Genomic DNA, 20,577 nt, shown 5'->3' with positions numbered 1-20,577 from the left:
ATGTCACAGCCCGGACCTCAAAATGGTCGCACCTGGTGGTAAAAAACGGCCAAAAAATGGCCCTCTTTTTACCACCAGGTGCGACTAAACATGAACCGGTAGTGTGCTCAGGCAGAAATTGAGCGAACACCCTTGGCGCCGTCAGGATCATAGATCGCAGCAGCACCACGAATCGCATAGCGCTGCGCCACAGCCACCACAGCAGCCGACACCGCAGCAAAAGCAATCACGCCAACAATGGTCGCAGTGTCGTCATCATCAGTGGGAGCATCATTGCCGGTAACAAGCTTCCATCCAACTTCAGCGACCTTGCCAGCAGCCATTGCTGACAAGGCCAGGGCAGCAGTGCTGGCAAGCTTCCAACCAATATCCATAGGGACTCCTCAAAGAAGGCGAGAACCCGCCCCACAAGCACGCCGGGGGAGAGCATCTATCCCCTCCATCATGCACTACTGACGCGGATCCTTGCGAGCAACTCACAGATATCTGCCCACCAGAAGACCCTGTGGGCTCTGCGATATGTGGTGTGCGTGGCGTTGCGCCACACACCGCAGCGCAGCAGAGGGCATCTGCCTAAAGCCTCATACACTGGAAGTGCATCACCGAAAAGAGGTTCCCATGAGCACGACACGTCACTTGCAGCGCCCAGCAGCGGGTCTGGCACTCTGTGCCCTGCTCCTGAGCGCCTGCACCTCGTCAATCGCTCCGGGAACAACCCTGACCACGGATCCTTTCCCCGGCAACCCCCCTCGTCCTGCTCTCGCAGGCAACACCCCCGCCGCAGATGCTCCCTCAGAGCCCGGCACGAGCACCGCCCTCGTCGGACCGCATCCAAGTAGCGGCACCACAGTAGTTCGGGCCCTCCTCGCCCCAGACGCCACCTTGCCCGAAACGCTCGCCAACGACTTCCAAGCCACCACCGGCTACACCCTGCAGATCCTCAACCCCCTCAAGGAAACAGATCACCACGCTGACGTACTCGTCGGTTTCGACGGCGGCGCAATGCTGCGCATGACTCCCACCCTCTCCCCAGAGGCCCCCGAAGGCTTCCAGCCGCCCGCAGACGCTCAGCTCGCCCAGGCGCCCGGCGCCCTGCCCTACGCACACGACGACGTATGCGTCATGGCAGACACGCAGTGGTATGCCGCCAATCGCCTGACCCCGCCGGGCAGCGTCAACGACCTTGCCACCGCCGACCACGCCGCCCGCCTGATCGTCCCCTCCCCGAAGGAATCGCCCGCAGGAGCCACTTTCGCCCACCTCATGGCCTCGCTGCAGGGCGCCCAGATCTCCACCTGGCTTGCCAACGCGAAGGCTGCGGGCATGCAGGTCCTCCCCTTTGACGAGGCCGAGGCCGCGTGGACCCTCTCCGGCGGCGCGCGTCCCCTAGCGGTTGCCCCCTTGTCCCGCGCAGCGCGGACTATAACCAACACGGGCACGGAGTCCTACCTCGCGCCCGTTGCGGGCAGCTGCGTCTCACGCACGCTCTACGCCGCCCAGCACGTGCAGGCCAGCAACCCTGATGGTGCGCGGTCCTTCATGGCCTACCTGTACACGCGCCCCGCGCAGGCCCTCCTCGCTGAGCAGGGGGCTGCCTACCCCCTTGACAGTGAGCAGGCGAAACACACGGCCACTGAGCTCTATGCCGCGCCGAGGGAGGACACCGTTGCCCTCAGCGCTGAGCAGCTGCAGCCCACGCCGCAGGGCTGGTGAAAGACTGGGCTCGTCAAAGGCCGGGCTCGTAAAAGGGGCTGGGAGCGGGCCGGGCTGGTAACGGGCAACCCCGCCAGCGGCCTCAGTCGCGCAGCATCTCCCGCGAGACCTTGCACTCATCACCCAGCTTCATCGGCGCAATCGTGCCAGCCGCACGCATTTCCTCCAGGCGCGGCAGGACGCGCTCACGCACGGCCCAAGGGTCCATGGTGTTGAGGTAGATGCGCGTGCCGCCCTCGAACCCAGCGACCGTGGAGATCCTCCACTTGAGCAGGATGCGCCACCGCATGGGGATATTGACATCGGGCGGACGGTGATACCACTCCTCATTGCAGGGCACCTCAGCGCCAGTAGCGGCGTGCATGGCGTGAAGCAGGTCAGAGACACTGCGCATCACCTCGTCGCTCACCTCCCACGGGTTCTGAGGCGCATGCAGCGGCCAGATCGCAATGGAGGGGAAGCGGTGCCCGAAGCCCGCGATGGCGACCGCGTGGTCATTCTGGGCGAGCAGGAGCTTACGGGTGGCAGCAACGTGGAGGATATCCTCGTACTGCTCGGGAACATGCCGCAAACGATCAATCTCGGCCTGGGTTTGCACGGAATGCTCATCAATAGCGACAAGCTGCTTATGCAGGTGATCAAAGGACGCCCCAGCAGGCCGCAGCCAGTTCTGGAAGGCGGCAACGTAGCGCACGGCCGGATCAAGCCCGTACAGTTCAGCCATCGCGTCGGCGGTGAACTTCGTGTACTGGTAGTGCTCCTCGGGGGTGAGCGTTCCCGAAGACGCCAACTGAGACTTATTGTCTGCCCCATGAACGTAGTGGCGACGCGCAACAATCACATCATGCCCGCCCGAAAAGAAACCATTGGCCTGGCGGAGCTTATCCGAGTCCGACAGGGCAGCGAATTCCTCCTCACTCATCCCCGAGGCCATGAGCCGCGCCCGTACAAGCTGCATGACATGATCAAAGCCCGTGCCGGAGGCCAGATATTCAGCCATGCGACGGTGTTCGTCCTCAGAAGGCACATGCCCGTGGTTAAGGTGCCAGTAGTTGTAGGAGACGATCTCAAAAAGGTTGGGGATGCGGCGGAATTCAGCGACAGTGTCATGCAATTCCTCGGCGCTCAGGGTGTGAAGCTTGTGCCAGTTCCCCTCGGCGTCGCGGATGAGGCGCGACTTTTCGGGCGGGGTTTCCAAGTAGCGCTGTTCGCAGAAGGCGCAGTAGCGGCCGTGGTCGGCGGCTTCAATGGGGGAGAGGTCAGGTTCAGAGGTAGCAAGGGGGCGGTGGCCTCGTCCAGGAACGGTCCACACTTCAGTGCCGGTCAGTAGGTTTTTCTGTTTAATCGTGCCATCAGCCAGTCGGATGATTGCTGCGTCTTTTCCAGCGGGATGCTCCTTTGCCATATGACCACTCTAGTTTGCTTCCGGCGGTGTAGCCTAAAGACATGTCGCGAGCACGTGTCTTTCAACCGATTTCCGTCCGTTCAGTGACTGTTCGGAACCGCTTGTGGATGCCTCCGATGTGCATGTACTCGGCTGTCAGCGAAGGAGCTAACCTGGGTGCGCCCGCCGACTGGCACCGTCATCACTATTTCACGCGCGCCCTGGGCGGGGTTGGCGCAGTCATTGTCGAGGCCACGGGCGTCACCCCGGAGGGCCGTATTTCCAGCCACTGCCTGAGCTTGCATGATGATGCGCTGATCCCAGCGTTCGCCTCGTTGGCTGATGTCATCCACCAGGGTGGGGCTGCGGCCTTCATCCAGTTGGGGCATGCGGGGCGGAAGGGGTCGCGCCCGCAGGGCTGGTTGGATCATGGTCCGCTACCGATTGGCGAGGGCGGCTGGGAAACCTTGGCCCCCTCCCCCATTCCTTTTGCTGAGGGTGAGCCCACCCCCCATGAGCTCTCGGAGGAGGAGATTTGGCAGACCGTCGAGGCTTTCGCCCAGGCTGCGCGCCGCGCGGTGGAGGCCGGTTTCGACGGGGTGCAGCTCCACGGAGCGCACGGCTACCTGATTCACCAGTTCCTCTCGCCCGCATCGAATCAGCGCGAGGACGCCTGGGGTGGCTCCTTAGAGGGGCGCACGCGTTTTGTCCGCGAGGTCACCCGCCGTGTCCGTCAAGCCATTGGCGACAAGGCGCTGCTCATCCGCCTCTCGGCGACCGACTGGACGGTGGAGAATCCCGCCGATGGTCGACCGGGCTGGACCTTGGAAGAGACGGTGGCGTTGACCTCGTTGCTGGCCGAGGACGGAATGGACATGTTCTGCATGTCCTCGGGTGGCAGCTACCCGGATGCGAAGATTCCTGCCGGACCGGGCTACCAGGTCTTTGGCGCTCAGGCCGTGCGCGCTTCCTTGCGCGAGCAGGGCGTTGAGGCTCCCGTGTCGGTGTGTGGTCTGATTCAGGCTCCTGAGCAGGGTGAGCAGATTCTTGCCACCGGGCAGGCCGATGTCGTTGAGGTGGCACGCGGCCTGTTGACCGATCCGATGCTGCCCCAGCTGTGGCGTTCGCGCTTGCGCTGCGAGCCGGAATTGCCAGGCCAGTACGTGCGTGGTCTGAAGCGCTTGTAGAAGGTCCGGACTTGTAGGGGCCCCGCGTTGCACTGGTGACGCCTGGTCGATCGAGATGCGCCGGGTCCGGAGCGTCTGGTGCAACCAGGGAATACCAGTGCAACCAGAAGCCACCGGTGTGGCTTCAAGTGCGCCTAGGAACTACCAGTGACCCCTCAGTAACCCGGGCGCAGAGTCCGTGGGGTGCTGGGTGCTGACTGGTGGCGCCGTGTTGCACTGGTGGCGCCTGGTCGATCGAGATGCGCCGGGCCCGGAGCGTCTGGTGCAACCAGAAGCAGCCAGTGCAACCAGAAGCTACTGGTGCGAACACATGGCACCAGCGCAACAGGAAGCCACCGGCGTAACCGTGGCCCACGCCCACACAAAGAAACAACCCCGGCGCCGTTCACGGTGCCGGGGTTCATTGGGCTGCGATCCGCTTCAAACGGACACGCGAAGGGCAAAAACTACAAGATATCGTCGTCGAGGAGATCCTCAGCAGTAGGCAACCAGCCTTGAGCACTCTCAGCCAGTTCCTTCAGCAGTGCCACGGCTTCCGCCTGACGGTCAGCCTGAACGAATAGGTGATCATGATGGTAACCAGCGATGACATTGCACGAGATTGAACGGCTTGCCATGGTCTGGGCAACCGTGGCCGTCAGGCCAACAGCATTCAAAGCCGAATGAACTCCCAGCGTGATACGCGCGTAGGTTTCATCCAAAGGCAGGCCTGCTTCTTTGGCGTCTTCAAAGGTAGTGATGACGGTAATGCCTTCGGCTTCGCGGATCTGCGCGAAAGGATGAAGGCCAGCAGGAACCTCATCTACGGAAGCAAAAACGTAGACACCCTCGGGGGTTGGGTCGAGGGAGGCGAGGACCTGATCAAGATCTGACAATGCGGACATGTTTCGAGAGTATCCCCATCCCGACAGGTGTTAAAGCGCTGTCCGTGGAACGAGAAAACACCTCTGTCTGCACTCTCCCACCTCAGAACAGAAACCCTTGAAAATCCGCCATTTCCTCGCTCAACGCAAGCGGTTCATCACGTCGGGATGTGACCCAACCCGCCCCGCCTCGCCCTCGTCAAGCGCTGCAATGGCCGCCATCTGCTCATCACTCAAGCAGAACCCAAAGAGATCAAAGTTCTCTTCCTGCCGGGCGGAGGTCACCGACTTGGGGAAAATAATGTCCCCCCGCTGCAGCGCCCACCGCAAGGCAACCTGCGCAGCACTCACCCCATGGGCCTCGCCAATGGCCGCCAGGCGCGCATCCTGCGTCGCCTTCCCGCGGGCCAGAGGCGACCACGCTTCGGTGACAATGCCCTGACGCCAGCAGAAGGTCCTCAGCTCATCATTCGGCAAGTACGGGTGGGCCTCGAACTGGTTGACATGCGGCGCGACCGTGCCGCCCTCAAGGATGGCTTCCACATGATGCTGCTCAAAATTCGACAGGCCAATGGCACGGGCCTGCCCCGCAGCGTAGAACTCTTCGAGGACACGCCAGGGCATCAACAGGTCCCCACCGTAAAGGCCAGGCAGCGGCCAGTGAATAAGGAACAGGTCCACATAGTCGGTGCGCAGGTCACGGAGGGTTTTAGCGAAGGCTTCTCGGGCGGGGCCGGGCTCATGCACGTCATTATTGAGCTTGGAGGTGATGAACAGCTCCTCGCGGGGAATCCCCGAATCGGCGATCGCGCGGCCAACCTCAGCCTCGTTACCGTACATCTGCGCGGTGTCAATATGACGGTAGCCGATGCGCAGGGCCGAAGAGACCGCCTCGTACACGCCTTCAGTGACCTTGTAGGTACCAAAACCCAACTGAGGAATGAGCGCACCCGTGGGGAGGGGCAGGTAGGGGATGGGGTGGTGGACATCATGCTTCCTTACGACGGTGGAGGAGGGCAAAAGAACGAGGGCGGCGCCCAAAGCGGGGCAGATGATCAGTAGTGTTCATGCGAGTCACGCCCTCGTAAACGGTCCAATTCGCGGCGTTCTTTCTTCGAGGGGCGGCCAGAGCCGCGCTCGCGGATCGGCACAGCTCCCGCCAGACGAGGCCGCAGCGGCGAGCGGTCCTCGTAGCAGGCGCGCGCCTGGGGCGCGCCCACCCTTTTGACGAGCAGCCCCGTGACGATAAGGATCCGGTCGAAGCCGTCGACGCGCAGGCGAACCTCGTCTCCGACGCGAATCTTTTGCGAGGCCTTCGCCGTGGTCCCGTTGACCTTGACGTGGCCGGAGCGGGCGGCGGCGGTGGCGGCAGAGCGGGACTTGGTTTGGCGGATGGCCCACAGCCAGGTATCGACGCGCACCTCATTGCCGCTGGCGAGGGCGTTGGCCGGCGGGGGCGCTGCGGGCGCCTGTTCTGTGTCGAGCTCAGAGTGCATTGGAGGGCCACCATGACACGGAGTGGATACGGCAGGAGTGGATGTCGGAGAGGCCCGCGTAGGGCAGGGTGACTTCCCAGTTCCGGGATTCGCCGGGGGTGACGGCCTCGACTCGGGTGGTTGCTGCTGGGGAGGCGCTCTGGCTTCCAACGAGGGTGACGTCGATCCACACGTCGCCTGTGCTCAGCGTGTCGGAAACCTTGGTGCCTTCAGCGGGCCCGGAGTAGGTGAGGGTGCCGCGCACGAGGGCGGTGTCCTGGCCGGGAAGTTGGGAACACTCCTCAATGGCTATTGATTGCAGCAGGGAAAAGTCCACCTCTGAGACGGCGTGGGCGATTGCCACACGATCAGCGCATTCATTCTGCGTGGCCTGCTGAGTCAGTCGCGCCGCACGCTGGTACTTCATGAACAGCTCAGGCACAGCCCGCCGGTTTTCAACGGACACCCCCGCACACCAGGCGGTTGCCTGGGTCTTTGCTTCTTGTTCGCGGCGCTCGTTTTCCTCTTCGTGCTGGCGCTTGAGGTCATTGATCTCCTGGCGCTGCTCAAGCACCTGGGTTTCAAGTGACAGATTCTCTACGGCGAGCATCCCAATGGCACCCATCTGGATGAGCAGGGCGCTGGCGATGAGCGTCCACGCCAGGGCTTTGCGCCAGCGTCGCCGGCGCAGTGTGGCTGGCGAGGCCGGGCGCGAGGGGAAAAGATCGTCAAGAGGCTGGGGTGGGTGGGGCGACGGCCTCGTGGGGCTGTGCGGCGCTGCCGGGGCGGAGTGGCGAGGGCGCGGCGGCGCTGCCGGGGCGGTGGCCTCGTGGGGGGAGAGGACAACGGCATCGGGCGAGGAGGGGTCGTTACTGGTCAGATCGGACCACTTTTCGCCATCCCACCGGCGGTAGGCACTCTGGCCGGTCGGGTCGGGGTACCAGCCTTGGGGAGGGTGCGTCATGGGCGACCATCCTTTCGCGCGACACCGACCGAAGCCCTTGGCGGCCTGCCCCCCGCCTCAACTGAGAGGGGGCGCCAAGAAGAAATAATGCTGCTGTTAATCGTGCCAGGAAATGCGCATTTTTGCAGAACTCCCCTCCGATAGTGGGCACCCTAATGCCCATCACTAAGCTAGAGATATGGCGGACTTACTCTCGGCAAACCATTTGCTTACCCTTTTCCTTGTGGTGGCGGTGGGCGCCGCTATTGGCGCAATCCGCTTCGGCCCAATTCGTTTCGGCGCAGCCGGGGCCCTATTTGTGGGCTTGGCGGTGTCGGCTTTCTACCCGGGAGTGGGCGAGGGTCTGGAGATTGTCCAGCAGATTGGCTTGGCCTTCTTTGTCTACACCGTGGGCGTGTCCGCAGGCGCGGCGTTCTTCCATGATCTGCGTTCCCAGTCTGGGCTGTTGACGGCCGCTGCTGTCATCAGTGTCGTGGGAGCGGGGTTGGCCTTGATGGGTGGACGCCTTTTTGAGCTGGAAAAGTCTTTGACGATCGGCGTCTTTACCGGTGCGTTGACGGCTGCTCCGGCTTTGGATGCGGCAGCGCGCGTGACGGGCGATCCGCAGGCGGCCGTTGGTTATGCGCTGGGCTACCCGGTGGGCGTGATTGTCGGCGTGGTCATTGTGTCCTTAACGGTGACACGCTCATGGGTGGGCGCGAAGGACACGCCCTCAATGGCGGGTCTGGGTTTGGATGCGGTGACGGTGCGCGTGCGTGAGGATATCAATACGCGTCAGGTGCCGGGGTGGCGCCAGCAGCGTCTGCGCATGAGCTACCTTCGACGAGGCAACCGCATGCGCGTAGTCGTGCCGGGCGAGGATCTTCTGGCCGGGGATGAGGTCATTATGGTCGGGGCTCCCGATGCCGTAGAAAAGGCTGCGGCGAGCGTGGGCGAGGTGCTCGATCACCACTTGGCGCATGACCGTTCCGACGTAGCCTTTGAGCGCATTGTTGTGTCGAATCCTGATGTGGCGGGGCGCAGCATTTCAGAGCTGAATACGGCGGCACGTTTTGGTGCTGTCATTACCCGCGTGCGCCGCGGTGACTTGGACTTGCTGGCCCGTGATGATTTGGCCTTGCAAATGGGTGACCATGTTGCGGTCGTGGTACCCACTGAAGAGCTTGACGCTATCCAGACTTGGCTGGGGGATTCAGAAAAGCGCGTTGCCGAAGTGGATGCCATGGCTATTGGTATCGGCATGGTGCTGGGCATGCTACTAGGCGCCATACCTTTCCCCATGCCAGGAGGGGCGTCTTTCCAGTTGGGCTCGGCTGCTGGCCCGCTGCTGGTGGGTCTGCTGTTGGGGGCGCTGCGCCGGACGGGGCCTCTGGTGTGGACGTTGCCGGCTTCGGCTGCGATGACGATCCGTCAGATCGGCATTATGTTGTTCTTGGCTGCTCTGGGCCTGGTGGCAGGTGGAGATTTGGCGGCCCTGTTGGCCACCGGTACGGGCTGGAAAGCTGTGCTCTTGGCGGCTGTCATTGTCACGGTGTGCTGCGTATTGCAGGCGTTGGTGGGGCGTGTGATGGGCTTGTCGGCTGCGCGCACGGCCGGTGCGGTTGCCGGTTTCTTGGGTCAGCCTGCAGTGTTGCAGGCGGCGGATGCGCGAGTGGCTGATGAGCGCATCGAGGCCGCCTATGCGACGCTCTTTGCCTTCACCATCATTGTCAAGATCCTGCTGGTACCGCTGCTCTGGGTGCTGTAGGGGCTTGGGCGCTGTAGGTCTTGTTGCGGTAGGTCAGTCCTGTTGCGATTGGTACGTGTGGGCGCCTTTGGTACGGGGCACACCCCGTACCAAAGGCGCTGAGCCGTACCCAAGGCACTGAAGCGTACCGATACCAGTCCTTAGGGAGGCACTGAGCCATACCCCAGGCGCTGGTCTGTACCCGTGCACCAGTCTCTACCTCCGGCAGCATCCCCTGCCCGCAGCACCAGTTCCTACCTGAGGTGCCGGTCTGTACCCTCAGTCCATTCCTTGTTTGCCGTGCTTTTGTTTGCCTGGTCGGTGGTTGACTGGGGGGAATTGCGTCTTTCGGCCCTCTTTAGGTCTTGCCTTGTTGGGTGCTTCGCTGCGATGGGTCGGTCTTGTTGCGATTGGTAGGTTTCAGCGCCGTTGGTACGGGGCATACCCCGTACCAACGGCGCTGAGCTGTACCGAAAGCGCTGGAGCATACCTACAGCAGGCCCCGGGAAGGCGCCGAGCCATACTCACAGCGCTAATCCATACCCAAGGCGCTGAAGCGTACCGATACCAGTCCTCAGGAAGGCACTGAGGCATACCGATGCGCCAGCATCTACCCCCAGCGTCAGCACCTGCCCCCTGCGCCAGCTCCTACCCGAGGTGCTGGTCCTTACCCTCAGCCCCATTTCTTACTTGCAGCACCGATAGTTCTGGCAGGTTTCGGATACAAGCGCATCCAGTTGCAGTTATATGTGCAACGACTTAGGCTGGTGAGGGGAAAGGCGCAGCCACCCACAATGGTTGAACACAGGTAATGGGAGTGAAGGAGGGGTTTCGTGACAACGACTTTGTTGAGTGCGCCTAGTGAGAGCATTAGCGTTACTGACAGGGAACAGATCCTCGCGCGAAACATCGATGAATGTTTCTTCATTCGAGGCAACACTCCAGAGGTGAGCCTTCGACTGCATGACGGGAGTGGCCGGGAGGTTGAGCTTCCCCGTGAGTTGGTTCCTATTGTTCTTGCTGCCCTTCGCGCGGTGCGTGAGGGGGGTGCATTTTCTGTTGGGGTAATGCCCGAGGAACTCACGACGAGCGCGGCTGCCAAGATGCTGAATGTCTCTCGTCCCACCCTGATGAAGATGATCAAAGCCGGAAGAATCAAGGCTCATATGGTTGGAACACACCATCGCCTTGCGACTCAGGATGTTCTGGCATTGCGTCGCGAACGAATTGAAGCCCAGCAGCGAGCCGTATTTGAGATGATGGATCTCGCTAACGAACATGGAGATTTCAGGTAGACGAAACTGGGTGGCAGGCTGTGAGAATGAGGGTCCTAGTTGACGCGAATGTTCTCTACTCTCGGACATTGAGAGACTGGGTGTTCCTGTTGGCGCTAGCCAGTGGAACGGGCCCCCTTTATGACGTCTTGTGGACTGAAGATATTCTTGCTGAGACCAGTTCGTAACTTCAGAAAACGTTATCCTGATGTGCCGGGGGGCTACGTTGCGGACATCGTAGAAAAGGTGAGGGAGATCTTTCCCGAGGGAAGAATCCGAGACTACGAATGCCCACCAGGGCAGCCTGATCCGGGAGACGCCCATGTCCACGGTGCCGCTGTAGCCGGTGGCGCCGACATTTTATTGACTTCAAATGTTGCCGACTTTATCGGCACAGGTCGTGACCCTGACGAACTTCCATATGAGATCTATACGCCGGACGAGTTTCTGATGCTCGTGTGGCAATCCCAGCCTGAAATAGTTCAGAGTGTCTATGCCCAAATGGAGGAGTATCGCGTTTCTCGTGAGGGAAACTACTCCCTTGCGGAGCGATTGAAGCACGCAGGCGCGGGAGATTTTGCCCGCGTGGTTGCGACTTTGTCGGTTAATGGCGAAAGACGCCGCTGATACAAGATGCCGATCTGCCCAGGGCATGAAGCAGGCCGAACTGGTCTTGATGGTTTCGACGTTACCGCTTTCCTGCCGCTGGAAGGACTGGAAAGTGGCATTCTTTTGCTCCGAACCCTGGTCGGATTGCTTCGCTGCAATGGGTCGGTCTTGTTGCGATTGGTAGGTTTCAGCACCTTTGGTGCGGGGTGTGCCCCGTACCCAAGGCGCTGAAGTGTACCGATACCACTCCTCAGGAAGGCGCTGAGGCATACCGATGCGCCAACATCTCCCCCCAGTCCCAGCGGCTGCATGAGGCGATGAAGCGTACCAATGCCAGCAGTCCCTGCTGGTATTGGTAGGTTTTGTTGCTATTGGTACGTGTGGGCGCCATTGGTACGGGGTGTGCCGCGTACCAAAGGCACTGAGCTGTACCGAAAGCGCTGGAGCATACCGACACCAGGCCCCGGGAAGGCACTGAGCTGTACCGAAGGCGCTGGAGCATACCGACAGCAGGCCCCGGGAAGGCACTGAGCTGTACCGAAAGCGCTGGAGCATACCGACACCAGGCCAAGGGAAGGCGCTGAGCTGTACCGAAAGCGCTGGAGCATACCGACAGCAGGCCCCGGGAAGGCGCTGAGCTGTACCGAAAGCGCTGGAGCATACCGACACCAGGCCAAGGGAAGGCGCCGAGCCAAACCCACAGCGCTAATCCATACCCAAGGCGCTGAAACACCCCCACAGCGCCCCCGGGCAAACCCTCAGCTTTGTGCCCAGTACTCTGCCAGCGCGGTTGTCAGCGCGAATTGGTCGTCGACATGGGCCATTTCGCGGGCCGAGTGCATGGACAGTAGTGGCACGCCAATATCGACGGTGCGGATGCCTAGGCGGGTGGCGGTGATGGGGCCGATGGTGGAGCCGCAGGGCATGTCGTTATTGGACACGAATTCTTGCACGGGCACTCCTGCGGCCGCGCATACCTGCTTCCATCGGGCGATGCCGGTGGCGTCGGTGGCGTAGGACTGGTTGGCGTTGATTTTGACGACGGGGCCGCGTCCCATCATGGGGCGGGTGTCGGGGTCGTGGCGTTCGGCGTAGTTGGGGTGCACGGAGTGTGCGGCGTCGGCCGAGACGCAGAAGGATGCGGCGATCATGCGTGCCAGGTCTTCGGCGTCGCGCCCCAGGGCGTGCGCGGTGCGAGTAAGTACGTCGCTGAGCAGGGGACCCGCAGCGCCGGTGCGGGAATTCGATCCGATTTCTTCGTGGTCGAAGCAGGCGAAGACGAGGATGTCGCCGTCGGCGGGCACCCCTTCAGCGGCGACCTTTTCGAGTGCGACGAGGCCGGCGTGTACGGAGGAGAGGTTGTCTTGGCGTCCTGAGGCGATGAATTCGCCGTTGACTCCGAAGAATCCGGCGCCTTGTTGGGGGATGGTGACGATGTCGTAGGAGGCGATTTCTTCGGCTGAGTCGAGCCCGGCGTCGCGGGCGATGATGTCGAGGATGTCAGCCCCTGGGGTGTCGACTGCCCAGATGGGGTGCATGTGCTGTTGGCGTTTGAGGCTCAGCCCCTCACTGTTGACGCTGCGGTCGAGGTGGATGGCGAGTTGTGGGATGCGGGCGAGCGCCCCGGTGCGTACGAGGAGTTCGCGTCCGTCGTGGGTGATGACGCGTCCGGCGAGGGCGAGCTCGCGGTCGAGCCAGGAGTTGATGAGCATGCCGCCGTAGATTTCGACGCCGAATTGGTTCCATCCGTCGGCGGTTTGTGTGGAGGCGTTGGGTTTGAGGGTGAAGGTGGGGGAGTCGGTGTGTGCTCCGACGATGCGGAAGGCGGCGGTGTCCGCCAGTTGTTGGGGTACGACCCAGGCGATGGCGGCGCCTTCGCGAATCATGACGTGCCCGCCGGGGGTGGCGTCCCATGGTTGGGTTTCGTCCTGCATGGTGAAACCGGCGTCGACGAGGCGTCCGGCGACGACGTGTGCGGCGTGGTAGGAGGAGGGGCAGTCGTTGAGGAAGTGGGTGTAGTCGAGGGCGTTGGCGGTGGTGGGGTCGAAGGAGAAAGTCATGGTTCAATCCTATGCCTGAAAATCGGGCGGGAGTTTGGGGTGGGGGTTATGCTCGACACATGAGTGTGAATGTCCCGCAGTACACCTTGAATGATGGCGTGAGTGTTCCGGCGATGGCGCTGGGGACGTACAGGTTGAATGGCGTTGCGGGTGTCGCGGCGATGGTGAGTGCGATTGAGCAGGGTTATCGCTTTCTTGATTCGGCGTTTAATTATGAGAATGAGGGCGCTTTGGGTCAGGCGGTGCGCGAGGCTGAGCGTCGTTGCGGGGTTCGGCGTGAGGAGTTGGTGCTCGCTTCGAAGTTGCCGGGTAGGCGTCATGCGTATGATCAGGCGGTTGATACGGTGCGTGAGTCGTTGTATCGGGCGGGCTTGGAGTATTGGGATGTGTATCTGATTCATTGGCCGAATCCGAGGGTGGGCCTGTATGTGGAGGCTTTCCAGGCGCTGGTGGATTTGCAGAAGCAGGGTTTGATTCGTTCGGTGGGTGTGTCGAATTTCTTGCCGGAGCATTTGTTGCGTCTGCGTGATGAGGTGGGTGTGTTGCCGTCGTTGAATCAGATTGAGTTGCATCCGTATTTTCCGCAGGTTGAGGCTTTGCGTGTGCATGAGGAGTTGGGGGTGCGTACTCAGTCGTGGAGTCCGTTGGGTCGTAATAATGGGTCGACTGACGAGGGCGTTGTCCGTGAGGTTGCTCGTGCGCATGGGGTGACGCCGGTGCAGGCGGTGTTGGCGTGGCATGTGCAGCGGGGGAGTATTCCGTTGCCGAAGTCGGCGAGTGCTGAGCGTCAGCGGGAGAATCTGATGGCGGTGGAGTGTCGTCTGAGTGAGGCTGAGCTGGAGGCGATGACGGCTTTGGGGCGTGTTGATGGGCGGATGAAGGGGCAGGATCCGGCTCATTATGAGGAGTTTTAGCTGGTCGTGTGGGTCTTGACGGAGTTGTCAAGGTGACAAGCCTCTCTTTGGGTTCCGAAGAGAGGTCGAATTGTTATTTTCGCAGGCCAGAAGCGGTTATGTTCGTGCGGGTAGCCGACGCGAGCCTGGCAAGACGGTGATTGCTAGTGAGAGTGGTCAGTGTTTAAAGGGGCTCTTCACAGATAAGGGTGTAGGTGGTGTTTGAGTCCTCTGGCGTGGAGGAGGGTTCTGGCGATGTAGTTGGTGAGGTTGCGAAAGCCCAGCGCGGTGCCGCGTAGGTGTTCTAGGTGGCCGTTGATTGCTTCGGTGGGGCCGTTGCTGGTCCTGGGATGGTCGAAATAGGCCAGGATGTCACTGGCTCGGCGTTTGAGCGTGGCTGCCAGACGTTTTATCTCGATTAGCCCGGCTGGTACCCCACTTGAGATCTTGTCGATCAGGTCTGCGAGTGTGGCTCTGGCCCTTGGGCGATCTTGGTCGCGGTAGCTTGCCACCACGCGCTGGTAGATCATCCAGGTGGTCTCTACAGCGGCATGTTGCGGGTTGGCGAACAGGGCGCAGAGTTTGTCGTCTTGTCTTTGGGTTAACAAGTCAGCGCCGGTAAGCAGGGTGGGTCTAGCTGCGTAGAGTTCATCGCCGCTACGCCCGCGCCTGCCCAGGGTTTCGTGTTGGACGCGCCGGCGGCACTCTTCCAGGGCCTGGCCTGCTAGCTGAACCACGTCGAAGGGGTCCATGACTGCTTGGGCGCCGGGCAGGTGGCTGGTGGTGGCGGTCTTGAAACCACTAAACCCCTCCATTGCTACTACCTTGACTCCCGCACGCCACTGAGGGGAGCGTTGTTCAAGCCAGGTAGCCAGGACCTGTTTGGAGCGCCCTGCAACCATGTCCAGTAACCGGGCTGGGCCCTTGCCCTGGTGCACCGCGGTCAGGTCGATGATGACGGTAACGAAACGCGAACCGTGTTTGTGGCGCCAGGCGTGTTCGTCTACCCCGATGACTTCTACACCGGCGAAACGTTGCGGATCAGTAAACAGATGGGCCTTTGCGGCCTCTAGGACCGCGTCATTGACCGTGTTCCACGCCGCGCCCAGAATCCTGGCCGTGCGGGAGATGGACATTTGGTCAACCGCTAACCCGGTCAGGGCCCAATGCACTGCGTGATGGGTCAACTTCGCCCGGCTCTTGGCCAACCGGGCTAGATCAGCGCGCCACACTCGCCTGCGCCAAGCGCACTTCCAGCGTGGGACGCGCACCGTCAGATGGGTGGGGCGTTGTCCCAAGAGCAGGTGTACCAGGCTACGAGTCACGCTACCGGCGCGTTGGCCCTGGCCTCCACACGAGGAACAAAACCCTTCCCCTTCCTGGGGCAGGACCCGGCAATAGACCACTGCCTTGGCCGCAGTCAGGGACAAGCCGGTTGTTTCCACTCCCAAGGGCTCTAGACCAAGGAAAGTAGCAAGAGAAGCAGGCAAGAGGGTAACGTCAACCATGTCGGGGTCTTCTGTAGTGGGGTTTTAGTCGCCTTCCATCATCAGGGGACCTCGACCCCTACCCACCCCAACCACGCCCACAACAGTCAAACCACACCCACGCCCACACCCTCATCTGTGAAGAGCCGACAATCTCTGGCCGTATGAAGAGCTGCTGAATGCAGATTACGAAGGCCTTATGGGGCGCGTCCGCATCCCCTCCATCGACGTTGACCTGCCTATCTACCACGGCACCAGTGAAACCGTGCTCAGTCGCGGGGTTGGGCACCTTCAGGGCACTTCCTTGCCCGTGGGGGGAGTTGGCACGCACACGGTGTTGACCGCTCATCGTGGGCTGGCCCAATCGCGACTGTTTACCGATCTGGATCAGCTGGAAAAGGGTCACACCTTCACTGTGGAAATCTTTGGGGAGGTGCTGACCTATAGGGTCTACAAAAAGGAAGTTGTTCAACCTGAAGAAAACCAAAGCCTTCGTGCGGTCGCAGAAAAAGATATTGCCTCACTGGTGACCTGCACGCCTTTGGGGATTAACTCCCACCGTATTCTTGTCACCGGTGAACGAGTCACCCCCACTCCGGTGAAGGATGTTGAGCAATCACAGGATGAATCCCAGCTGCCGCGCTTCCCGTGGTGGGCGATCTGGGCGCTCTTCTTCATTCTCCTGGCTGCAGCAAACGCCCTGCATGCCTGGGTGTTCTATCGCCGACAGTGTCGAGAAAACCGTCTATCCGCTGCCTCGCTACAGGCACAAGGAGGGGGCGCTGCGCAGCAGGACGAGGGCGTGCGCATGGCTCCTCAGCACCTCCGCAAGCATGTTCGTGGCGTGAAAAATTGACCGCTCAATCAGAGGCTGACGCGCTGATTCTTCGGATCTATCGAAGAATCGGCATACCGCAAATGTCCGACACTTTGTGAAAGTCTCTATGAGAATTACGGGGAATTTGGGCGCCTATTTTTTGGGGAAGTGTCGGATTTTAATGAAGAGTTCTGGATGTGCGTACCTGGGTCATCCATTAAACCGGTAAACGTTGGTATCACGCAGAAGAAAACCACAACGCTGGTAGAGGCGATTAGCTGCTTCTCGAGAGGGGCGGGAAGTGAGGTCTACGGTGCGAGCACCTAGTTCTTTGGCGTGAGCAATGGCGGCCTCCACAAGGGCCTGACCGGCGCCCTGTCCGCGAGCTTCATTGTCGACAACGACGTCCTCAATCCAGGCGCGGATACCGGTGGGAATCTCGAAAGTGACTAATGACAGCATGCCAAGAATTGGTTGCTCTTCGTCGCCGTTGGGAGTGTCGGGGCGAAAAAGGAAAAGAGTGACGCCGGGCTGAGTAAGAAGGCGCTCGCAGCCGCTGGTGTCAAGGGGTGCTGAACTGCGCGAAAGCTGGGGGATGAGGCGTTCCATGGCGGAGACAAGTTCGGCGTTAGCGGTGCGTGCGATTTCGATGCTCATGCCAGTCCTAGCGGGTCAGTGGAGGGTTGTGTGGGGTGGTTTAGCTCAAGGGTAGTGTTGAATGAACTGCTGACATGCTACCTCCCGGGCGGAAGTGGGAGCCAATGCGGATGTGCAATTGTTGCTATCGGATTCCTGCAAGTGTGCGCATTGAGTATCTCTCGATTTGATTTCTAAATGCGTCTAACTGTTATGATATGTAAGGCCGATTCACCGTTTCTGTTGAACAGACAGGAAGGTTACTTTAAAATGAAAAAGACACAGGTTCTTTTGATCGACGATCTTGATCAAACCGAAGCCGTCGACACCGTGGAATTCGCTTACAAGGGCGTGTGCTACGAGATTGATCTCAGCGAGAAGCATATTGCTGAGATGGATGAAGCACTTGCAAAGTGGATGTCCGCCGCGCGTCGCGTGACTGGTCGGGCTGCCCGTCAGCAGCGACGCTCCTCCTCGCGCTCGACTTCCGCCCATGACACCTCCGCCATTCGTGAATGGGCGCGTGGCAAGGGTATTACCGTTTCTGATCGTGGTCGCATTTCGACCGAGATTATTGAGCGTTACTACCAGGAGAATCCGGCGACCTGCTGAGTTTTCCAGCGTAAGACGTGTAGCCCCAGGCCTTCTGGCCTGGGGCTACAACGTTTTGTCACGGGTGGAGCGCTTGGGACTTTTTGGCCTGGGGTGGGTGTTCGGCCTGAAGACAGGTGTGTATCTACTTCGTCACAAAGATGCTTCACTTTGGAGGGGTTGTCGAGCAAGATCCTGAAAGTTTTCCGTGTAATTTCAGCAGTTTTCAGTAGGTGAGCCTAAGGAGAGGCTTCTCAACTGCGGTTTGTGTCTCTTCTGAGCATCGGACTACGGTCATTGAACGAATGTCCCGTTCAGTAACACAAGTGAGAATCCCATGACTCAGCATCCTGCACGAATCTCCGCCGCCACACTCAGCGCCCTCGCGATCGCCGCCCTCGTCATCCCCTCGGCAGCAGCCGCTCCCGCAACCAACGCGCCGGCAACCACTGCCCCCGCAGCCACCAGCCCCGCCCTCACCTGCCGCTCCGAGCAGATCGAACAACGCCTCAACCAGGCGGTCGAGCGCGCCAAGGCCGAAGCCCTCCTCCAGCGCAACGCGCTCGACGAGGCCGAAAAGAACCTCAAAAAGCAGCAGGGCATCAGCGACGGCCTCGACGCTGAACGTCAGCAGATTCTCACCCGAATCGTCACGATCCTCACCAATGCTCACCGCGAAGCCCTCACCACCAAGCAGCAAGCTGATGCCGAGCACGCACAAGCACAAATGCTCCTCGGCCAGGCAGAAGGCGCACTCACCGCCCTGCAGGCCCGCATCCAAAGCCTCACCGAGGAAATCACCCAACTGCGCCAGCAGAAGGCCGCCAACGAGGCAGGCACCGACGCGCTCAGCACCGAAGCTGCCGCCGCCGCCCAGGCCCTCACCAACGCTCAGCGCACCCTTACCGACAAGGAACAGGCGCTCACCCGCGCAACCGAGGAAGTTGCCCTCGCTGAAATCGGCGTCCAATCCGCTCAGCGTCAACTCGCCGCCGCCACCACTGCCCGCGACGAGGCCAATCAAAACCTCGAAGCGGCACGCCAGACCCTCACCCAGGCTCAGGCCACCCTCGCCGAAAAGAAGGCCAGCAACGCCACCCTCAAGGGCCGCGGCGGCAAGGCCGGCATCGAGCACAAGATCCAGGAAGCTCAGACCGCCTTCGACACCGCCAGCCGGGAGCTGACCGAGCTCGACGGCCGCATCGAAACCGCCAATAACGAGGTCACCACCGCCACGCAGGACAAGGAAAAGGCTGAAGCCGACCTCAAGCCCGTCCTCGAAGCCTCCCAGACCAGTCTGACCCGCATCAGCGAACTCGAACAGGAAATCGCCACCGCGCAAGACGTCGTGGCCAACGCCCGCCAGGCCGCCACCGAGGCCCGCCGCCGCGTAGCCGAGCTGACCGGCCAAATCAACGCTGCCGAACAGGCCATCACCGGCCTTGAGCAGGAAATCCAGAACCTCAACACTCAAAAGGGCGTTCTGGATGGAGAGATCTCCGCCCTCGATGCGGACATCCGCCAGCTCATGGGCCAACCCGCCCCCGACCAGCAGCAACTCGAAGAAAAGCGGACTGCCCGCGCACAGAAGCAGACCGAATGGGAGGGCGTCACCGGCCAGATCCAGGCCAAGACCGCTGAGCGTGACACCAAGCAAGGCGAATTCGACACCGCCACACAGGACAAGCAGGTCGCCGAGCACGAAGCCACCCGCCAGACTCAGCTTGGCGACAACGAAACCGCACGTCCGCAGACCCTCGGACAGAGCCTGACCGCCGAGCGTGACCGCCTCGCCCAGGAGCAGCCCACCCTCGAAGACCTGCGTCGCGCCGTCGAAGAAAAGGAAACGCTGCGCACCCAAGCCGTCGCCACGCACGCCGACCTCGTCGCCCAGCGCCCCGCGAAGGAGCAGGCTAAGCAGGACAAGCAGGCCGCCCTCGACGCCGCTAAGGCCATCAAGGACGGCTACGGCGCCGACTTCGCTGGCAACCTCGATGAGCAGTACCAGAAGGCCGAGGACGACGCCCAGCGCGCCGTCGACGAGGCCACCCGCACGGCCGCCACCCAGCAGGCCGAGCTCACGGCGAAGGAAGAGCAGGTCACCCATTGGACCGCCGCTCACACGCGCGCCACGGAAACCCGCGCGGAGAAGGCCGCCCTCAAGGTCACCGCCGCCGGTGAAGCCGAAGCTGCCCGCACCGCCAAGGACGAGGCCACCGCCCGCAATACTCGGGCGCAGGAAGCTCGCGCCGCCGGTCATGCCCAGACCGCCCAGGACATGGTTGCCGCTGAGGTGGCACTGGCCGCCGAGCAGCTCAAGGTTGCTGACGCAACCCAGGCAGTGGCCACCGCCAAGGCTGCCCTCGCGGACAAGGCAGACAAGAAGGCCAAGGCTGACGCTGCTTTTGAGCCGCTGGACAAGCTGGCAGTGGGTGAGGGCGTGACCGAGCCTCTGGCTGATCCTCGTCTGGCTGCGCTTGAAGCGCAGATTGCCCCGATTCGTCGAGGGCTGGCTCAATCTGATGCGGGCAAGACTCGCCTGTACACCTTCCAGTCCCTGCGCAATATGGCCCGCGACGCTCAGCAGGCTGCTGCCCAGGAGCTGGCACGTGCCGAGGCTGAACTGGCTGACGCGATGAAGCTGGAACGTTGCCCGGTTCCGCCGAAGAGTCAGGGCCAGCCGGGCGCCCCCAAAGCTGACGCTCCCGCTGCTGAGAAGGACGCCCAGAAGGATGCCCGGAAGGGTGCGCAGCAGAGCGCCCAGAAGGGCCTGGCCAAGACCGGCGCCACTGACCTCACCGGTGTCGCCCTGCTGAGCGCCATGATCGGTGCGGGCACCCTCGTCACTGCGAGCCGCCGTCGCAGCGCGCGCTGATCGCACACTGCCACTGATGTGAG

General features: G+C 61.5%; 18 protein-coding genes. 9 read left to right on the top strand and 9 right to left on the bottom strand.

What is annotated here, in order from left to right; all coding sequences use genetic code 11:
• Positions 1 to 107: 107 nt before the first annotated feature.
• Positions 108 to 374 (bottom strand): DUF4235 domain-containing protein, encoded by a 267-nt coding sequence (locus tag HWX48_RS07970; protein WP_175956406.1) that lies wholly within the window; start codon positions 372 to 374, stop codon positions 108 to 110.
• A gap of 244 nt (positions 375 to 618) precedes the next feature.
• Between HWX48_RS07970 and HWX48_RS07965 the strand changes: the two genes are divergently transcribed.
• Positions 619 to 1,713: a substrate-binding domain-containing protein gene (locus HWX48_RS07965; protein ID WP_175956404.1), complete on the top strand. Its 1,095-nt coding sequence runs from the start codon at positions 619 to 621 to the stop codon at positions 1,711 to 1,713.
• 82 nt (positions 1,714 to 1,795) lie between these two features.
• Here the strand turns inward: HWX48_RS07965 and HWX48_RS07960 are convergent, their stop codons facing one another.
• Positions 1,796 to 3,118, bottom strand: a complete 1,323-nt coding sequence (locus HWX48_RS07960; RefSeq protein WP_175956401.1) for a DUF4921 family protein — start codon at positions 3,116 to 3,118, stop codon at positions 1,796 to 1,798.
• Positions 3,119 to 3,159: 41 nt separating this feature from the next.
• Here HWX48_RS07960 and HWX48_RS07955 point away from each other — a divergent pair, with 41 nt between their 5' ends.
• Positions 3,160 to 4,284, top strand: coding sequence for an NADH:flavin oxidoreductase/NADH oxidase (locus HWX48_RS07955; protein ID WP_175956400.1), 1,125 nt, complete (start codon positions 3,160 to 3,162; stop codon positions 4,282 to 4,284).
• Positions 4,285 to 4,730: 446 nt separating this feature from the next.
• Here HWX48_RS07955 and HWX48_RS07950 read toward each other — a convergent pair whose 3' ends face one another.
• The 4 genes from HWX48_RS07950 to HWX48_RS07935 all read right to left on the bottom strand — a co-directional run bounded on the left by HWX48_RS07950 (position 4,731) and on the right by HWX48_RS07935 (position 7,586).
• Positions 4,731 to 5,168, bottom strand: a complete 438-nt coding sequence (locus tag HWX48_RS07950) for an ACT domain-containing protein (protein ID WP_175956398.1) — start codon at positions 5,166 to 5,168, stop codon at positions 4,731 to 4,733.
• A 120-nt stretch (positions 5,169 to 5,288) separates the two neighbouring features.
• Positions 5,289 to 6,167 (bottom strand): aldo/keto reductase, encoded by an 879-nt coding sequence (locus tag HWX48_RS07945; RefSeq protein ID WP_175956396.1) that lies wholly within the window; start codon positions 6,165 to 6,167, stop codon positions 5,289 to 5,291.
• A gap of 35 nt (positions 6,168 to 6,202) precedes the next feature.
• Positions 6,203 to 6,643, bottom strand: coding sequence for an RNA-binding S4 domain-containing protein (locus HWX48_RS07940; RefSeq protein ID WP_175956394.1), 441 nt, complete (start codon positions 6,641 to 6,643; stop codon positions 6,203 to 6,205).
• Positions 6,633 to 7,586 carry a DUF2510 domain-containing protein gene (locus HWX48_RS07935; protein WP_175956392.1) on the bottom strand — a complete coding sequence of 318 codons (954 nt, stop codon included), beginning with the start codon at positions 7,584 to 7,586 and terminating at the stop codon, positions 6,633 to 6,635. The genes HWX48_RS07940 and HWX48_RS07935 overlap by 11 nt, the downstream gene beginning before the upstream one ends.
• A gap of 178 nt (positions 7,587 to 7,764) precedes the next feature.
• On the opposite strand from HWX48_RS07935, the gene HWX48_RS07930 reads away from it, so the two are divergent.
• The 3 genes from HWX48_RS07930 (at position 7,765) to HWX48_RS07920 (ending at position 11,213) form a co-directional block, all read left to right on the top strand.
• Positions 7,765 to 9,333 carry an aspartate:alanine exchanger family transporter gene (locus tag HWX48_RS07930; RefSeq protein ID WP_175956390.1) on the top strand — a complete coding sequence of 523 codons (1,569 nt, stop codon included), beginning with the start codon at positions 7,765 to 7,767 and terminating at the stop codon, positions 9,331 to 9,333.
• An 812-nt stretch (positions 9,334 to 10,145) separates the two neighbouring features.
• Positions 10,146 to 10,607, top strand: coding sequence for a helix-turn-helix domain-containing protein (locus HWX48_RS11140; RefSeq protein ID WP_217701611.1), 462 nt, complete (start codon positions 10,146 to 10,148; stop codon positions 10,605 to 10,607).
• A gap of 147 nt (positions 10,608 to 10,754) precedes the next feature.
• Positions 10,755 to 11,213, top strand: coding sequence for a PIN domain-containing protein (locus HWX48_RS07920; protein ID WP_175956388.1), 459 nt, complete (start codon positions 10,755 to 10,757; stop codon positions 11,211 to 11,213).
• 740 nt (positions 11,214 to 11,953) lie between these two features.
• On the opposite strand, the gene HWX48_RS07915 is transcribed toward HWX48_RS07920, so the two are convergent.
• Positions 11,954 to 13,255: a M18 family aminopeptidase gene (locus HWX48_RS07915; protein WP_175956386.1), complete on the bottom strand. Its 1,302-nt coding sequence runs from the start codon at positions 13,253 to 13,255 to the stop codon at positions 11,954 to 11,956.
• Between the two features lie 59 nt (positions 13,256 to 13,314).
• Here HWX48_RS07915 and HWX48_RS07910 point away from each other — a divergent pair, with 59 nt between their 5' ends.
• Positions 13,315 to 14,169 carry an aldo/keto reductase gene (locus HWX48_RS07910; RefSeq protein ID WP_175956384.1) on the top strand — a complete coding sequence of 285 codons (855 nt, stop codon included), beginning with the start codon at positions 13,315 to 13,317 and terminating at the stop codon, positions 14,167 to 14,169.
• A gap of 176 nt (positions 14,170 to 14,345) precedes the next feature.
• Here HWX48_RS07910 and HWX48_RS07905 read toward each other — a convergent pair whose 3' ends face one another.
• The gene (locus tag HWX48_RS07905) at positions 14,346 to 15,656 is read right to left on the bottom strand and encodes an ISL3 family transposase (protein WP_175956382.1); all 1,311 of its coding nucleotides are present in this window, start codon (positions 15,654 to 15,656) and stop codon (positions 14,346 to 14,348) included.
• Positions 15,657 to 15,807: 151 nt separating this feature from the next.
• On the opposite strand from HWX48_RS07905, the gene HWX48_RS07900 reads away from it, so the two are divergent.
• Positions 15,808 to 16,491: a class C sortase gene (locus tag HWX48_RS07900; RefSeq protein ID WP_368483990.1), complete on the top strand. Its 684-nt coding sequence runs from the start codon at positions 15,808 to 15,810 to the stop codon at positions 16,489 to 16,491.
• 171 nt (positions 16,492 to 16,662) lie between these two features.
• Here HWX48_RS07900 and HWX48_RS07895 read toward each other — a convergent pair whose 3' ends face one another.
• Positions 16,663 to 17,109, bottom strand: a complete 447-nt coding sequence (locus HWX48_RS07895; protein WP_175956378.1) for an N-acetyltransferase — start codon at positions 17,107 to 17,109, stop codon at positions 16,663 to 16,665.
• A gap of 249 nt (positions 17,110 to 17,358) precedes the next feature.
• On the opposite strand from HWX48_RS07895, the gene HWX48_RS07890 reads away from it, so the two are divergent.
• Complete coding sequence (locus HWX48_RS07890; protein WP_175956376.1) at positions 17,359 to 17,700, top strand: Lsr2 family protein; 342 nt, start codon at positions 17,359 to 17,361, stop codon at positions 17,698 to 17,700.
• 316 nt (positions 17,701 to 18,016) lie between these two features.
• Positions 18,017 to 20,554, top strand: a complete 2,538-nt coding sequence (locus HWX48_RS07885) for a hypothetical protein (protein ID WP_175956374.1) — start codon at positions 18,017 to 18,019, stop codon at positions 20,552 to 20,554.
• Positions 20,555 to 20,577 lie beyond the last annotated feature (23 nt).

Origin of the sequence: Schaalia sp. Marseille-Q2122 (assembly GCF_903645355.1) — a bacterium.
Taxonomy (GTDB): Bacteria; Actinomycetota; Actinomycetes; order Actinomycetales; family Actinomycetaceae; genus Pauljensenia.
The sequence above is the reverse complement of the archived record's forward strand: the minus strand, read 5'-3'. Positions and strand labels throughout refer to the sequence as shown.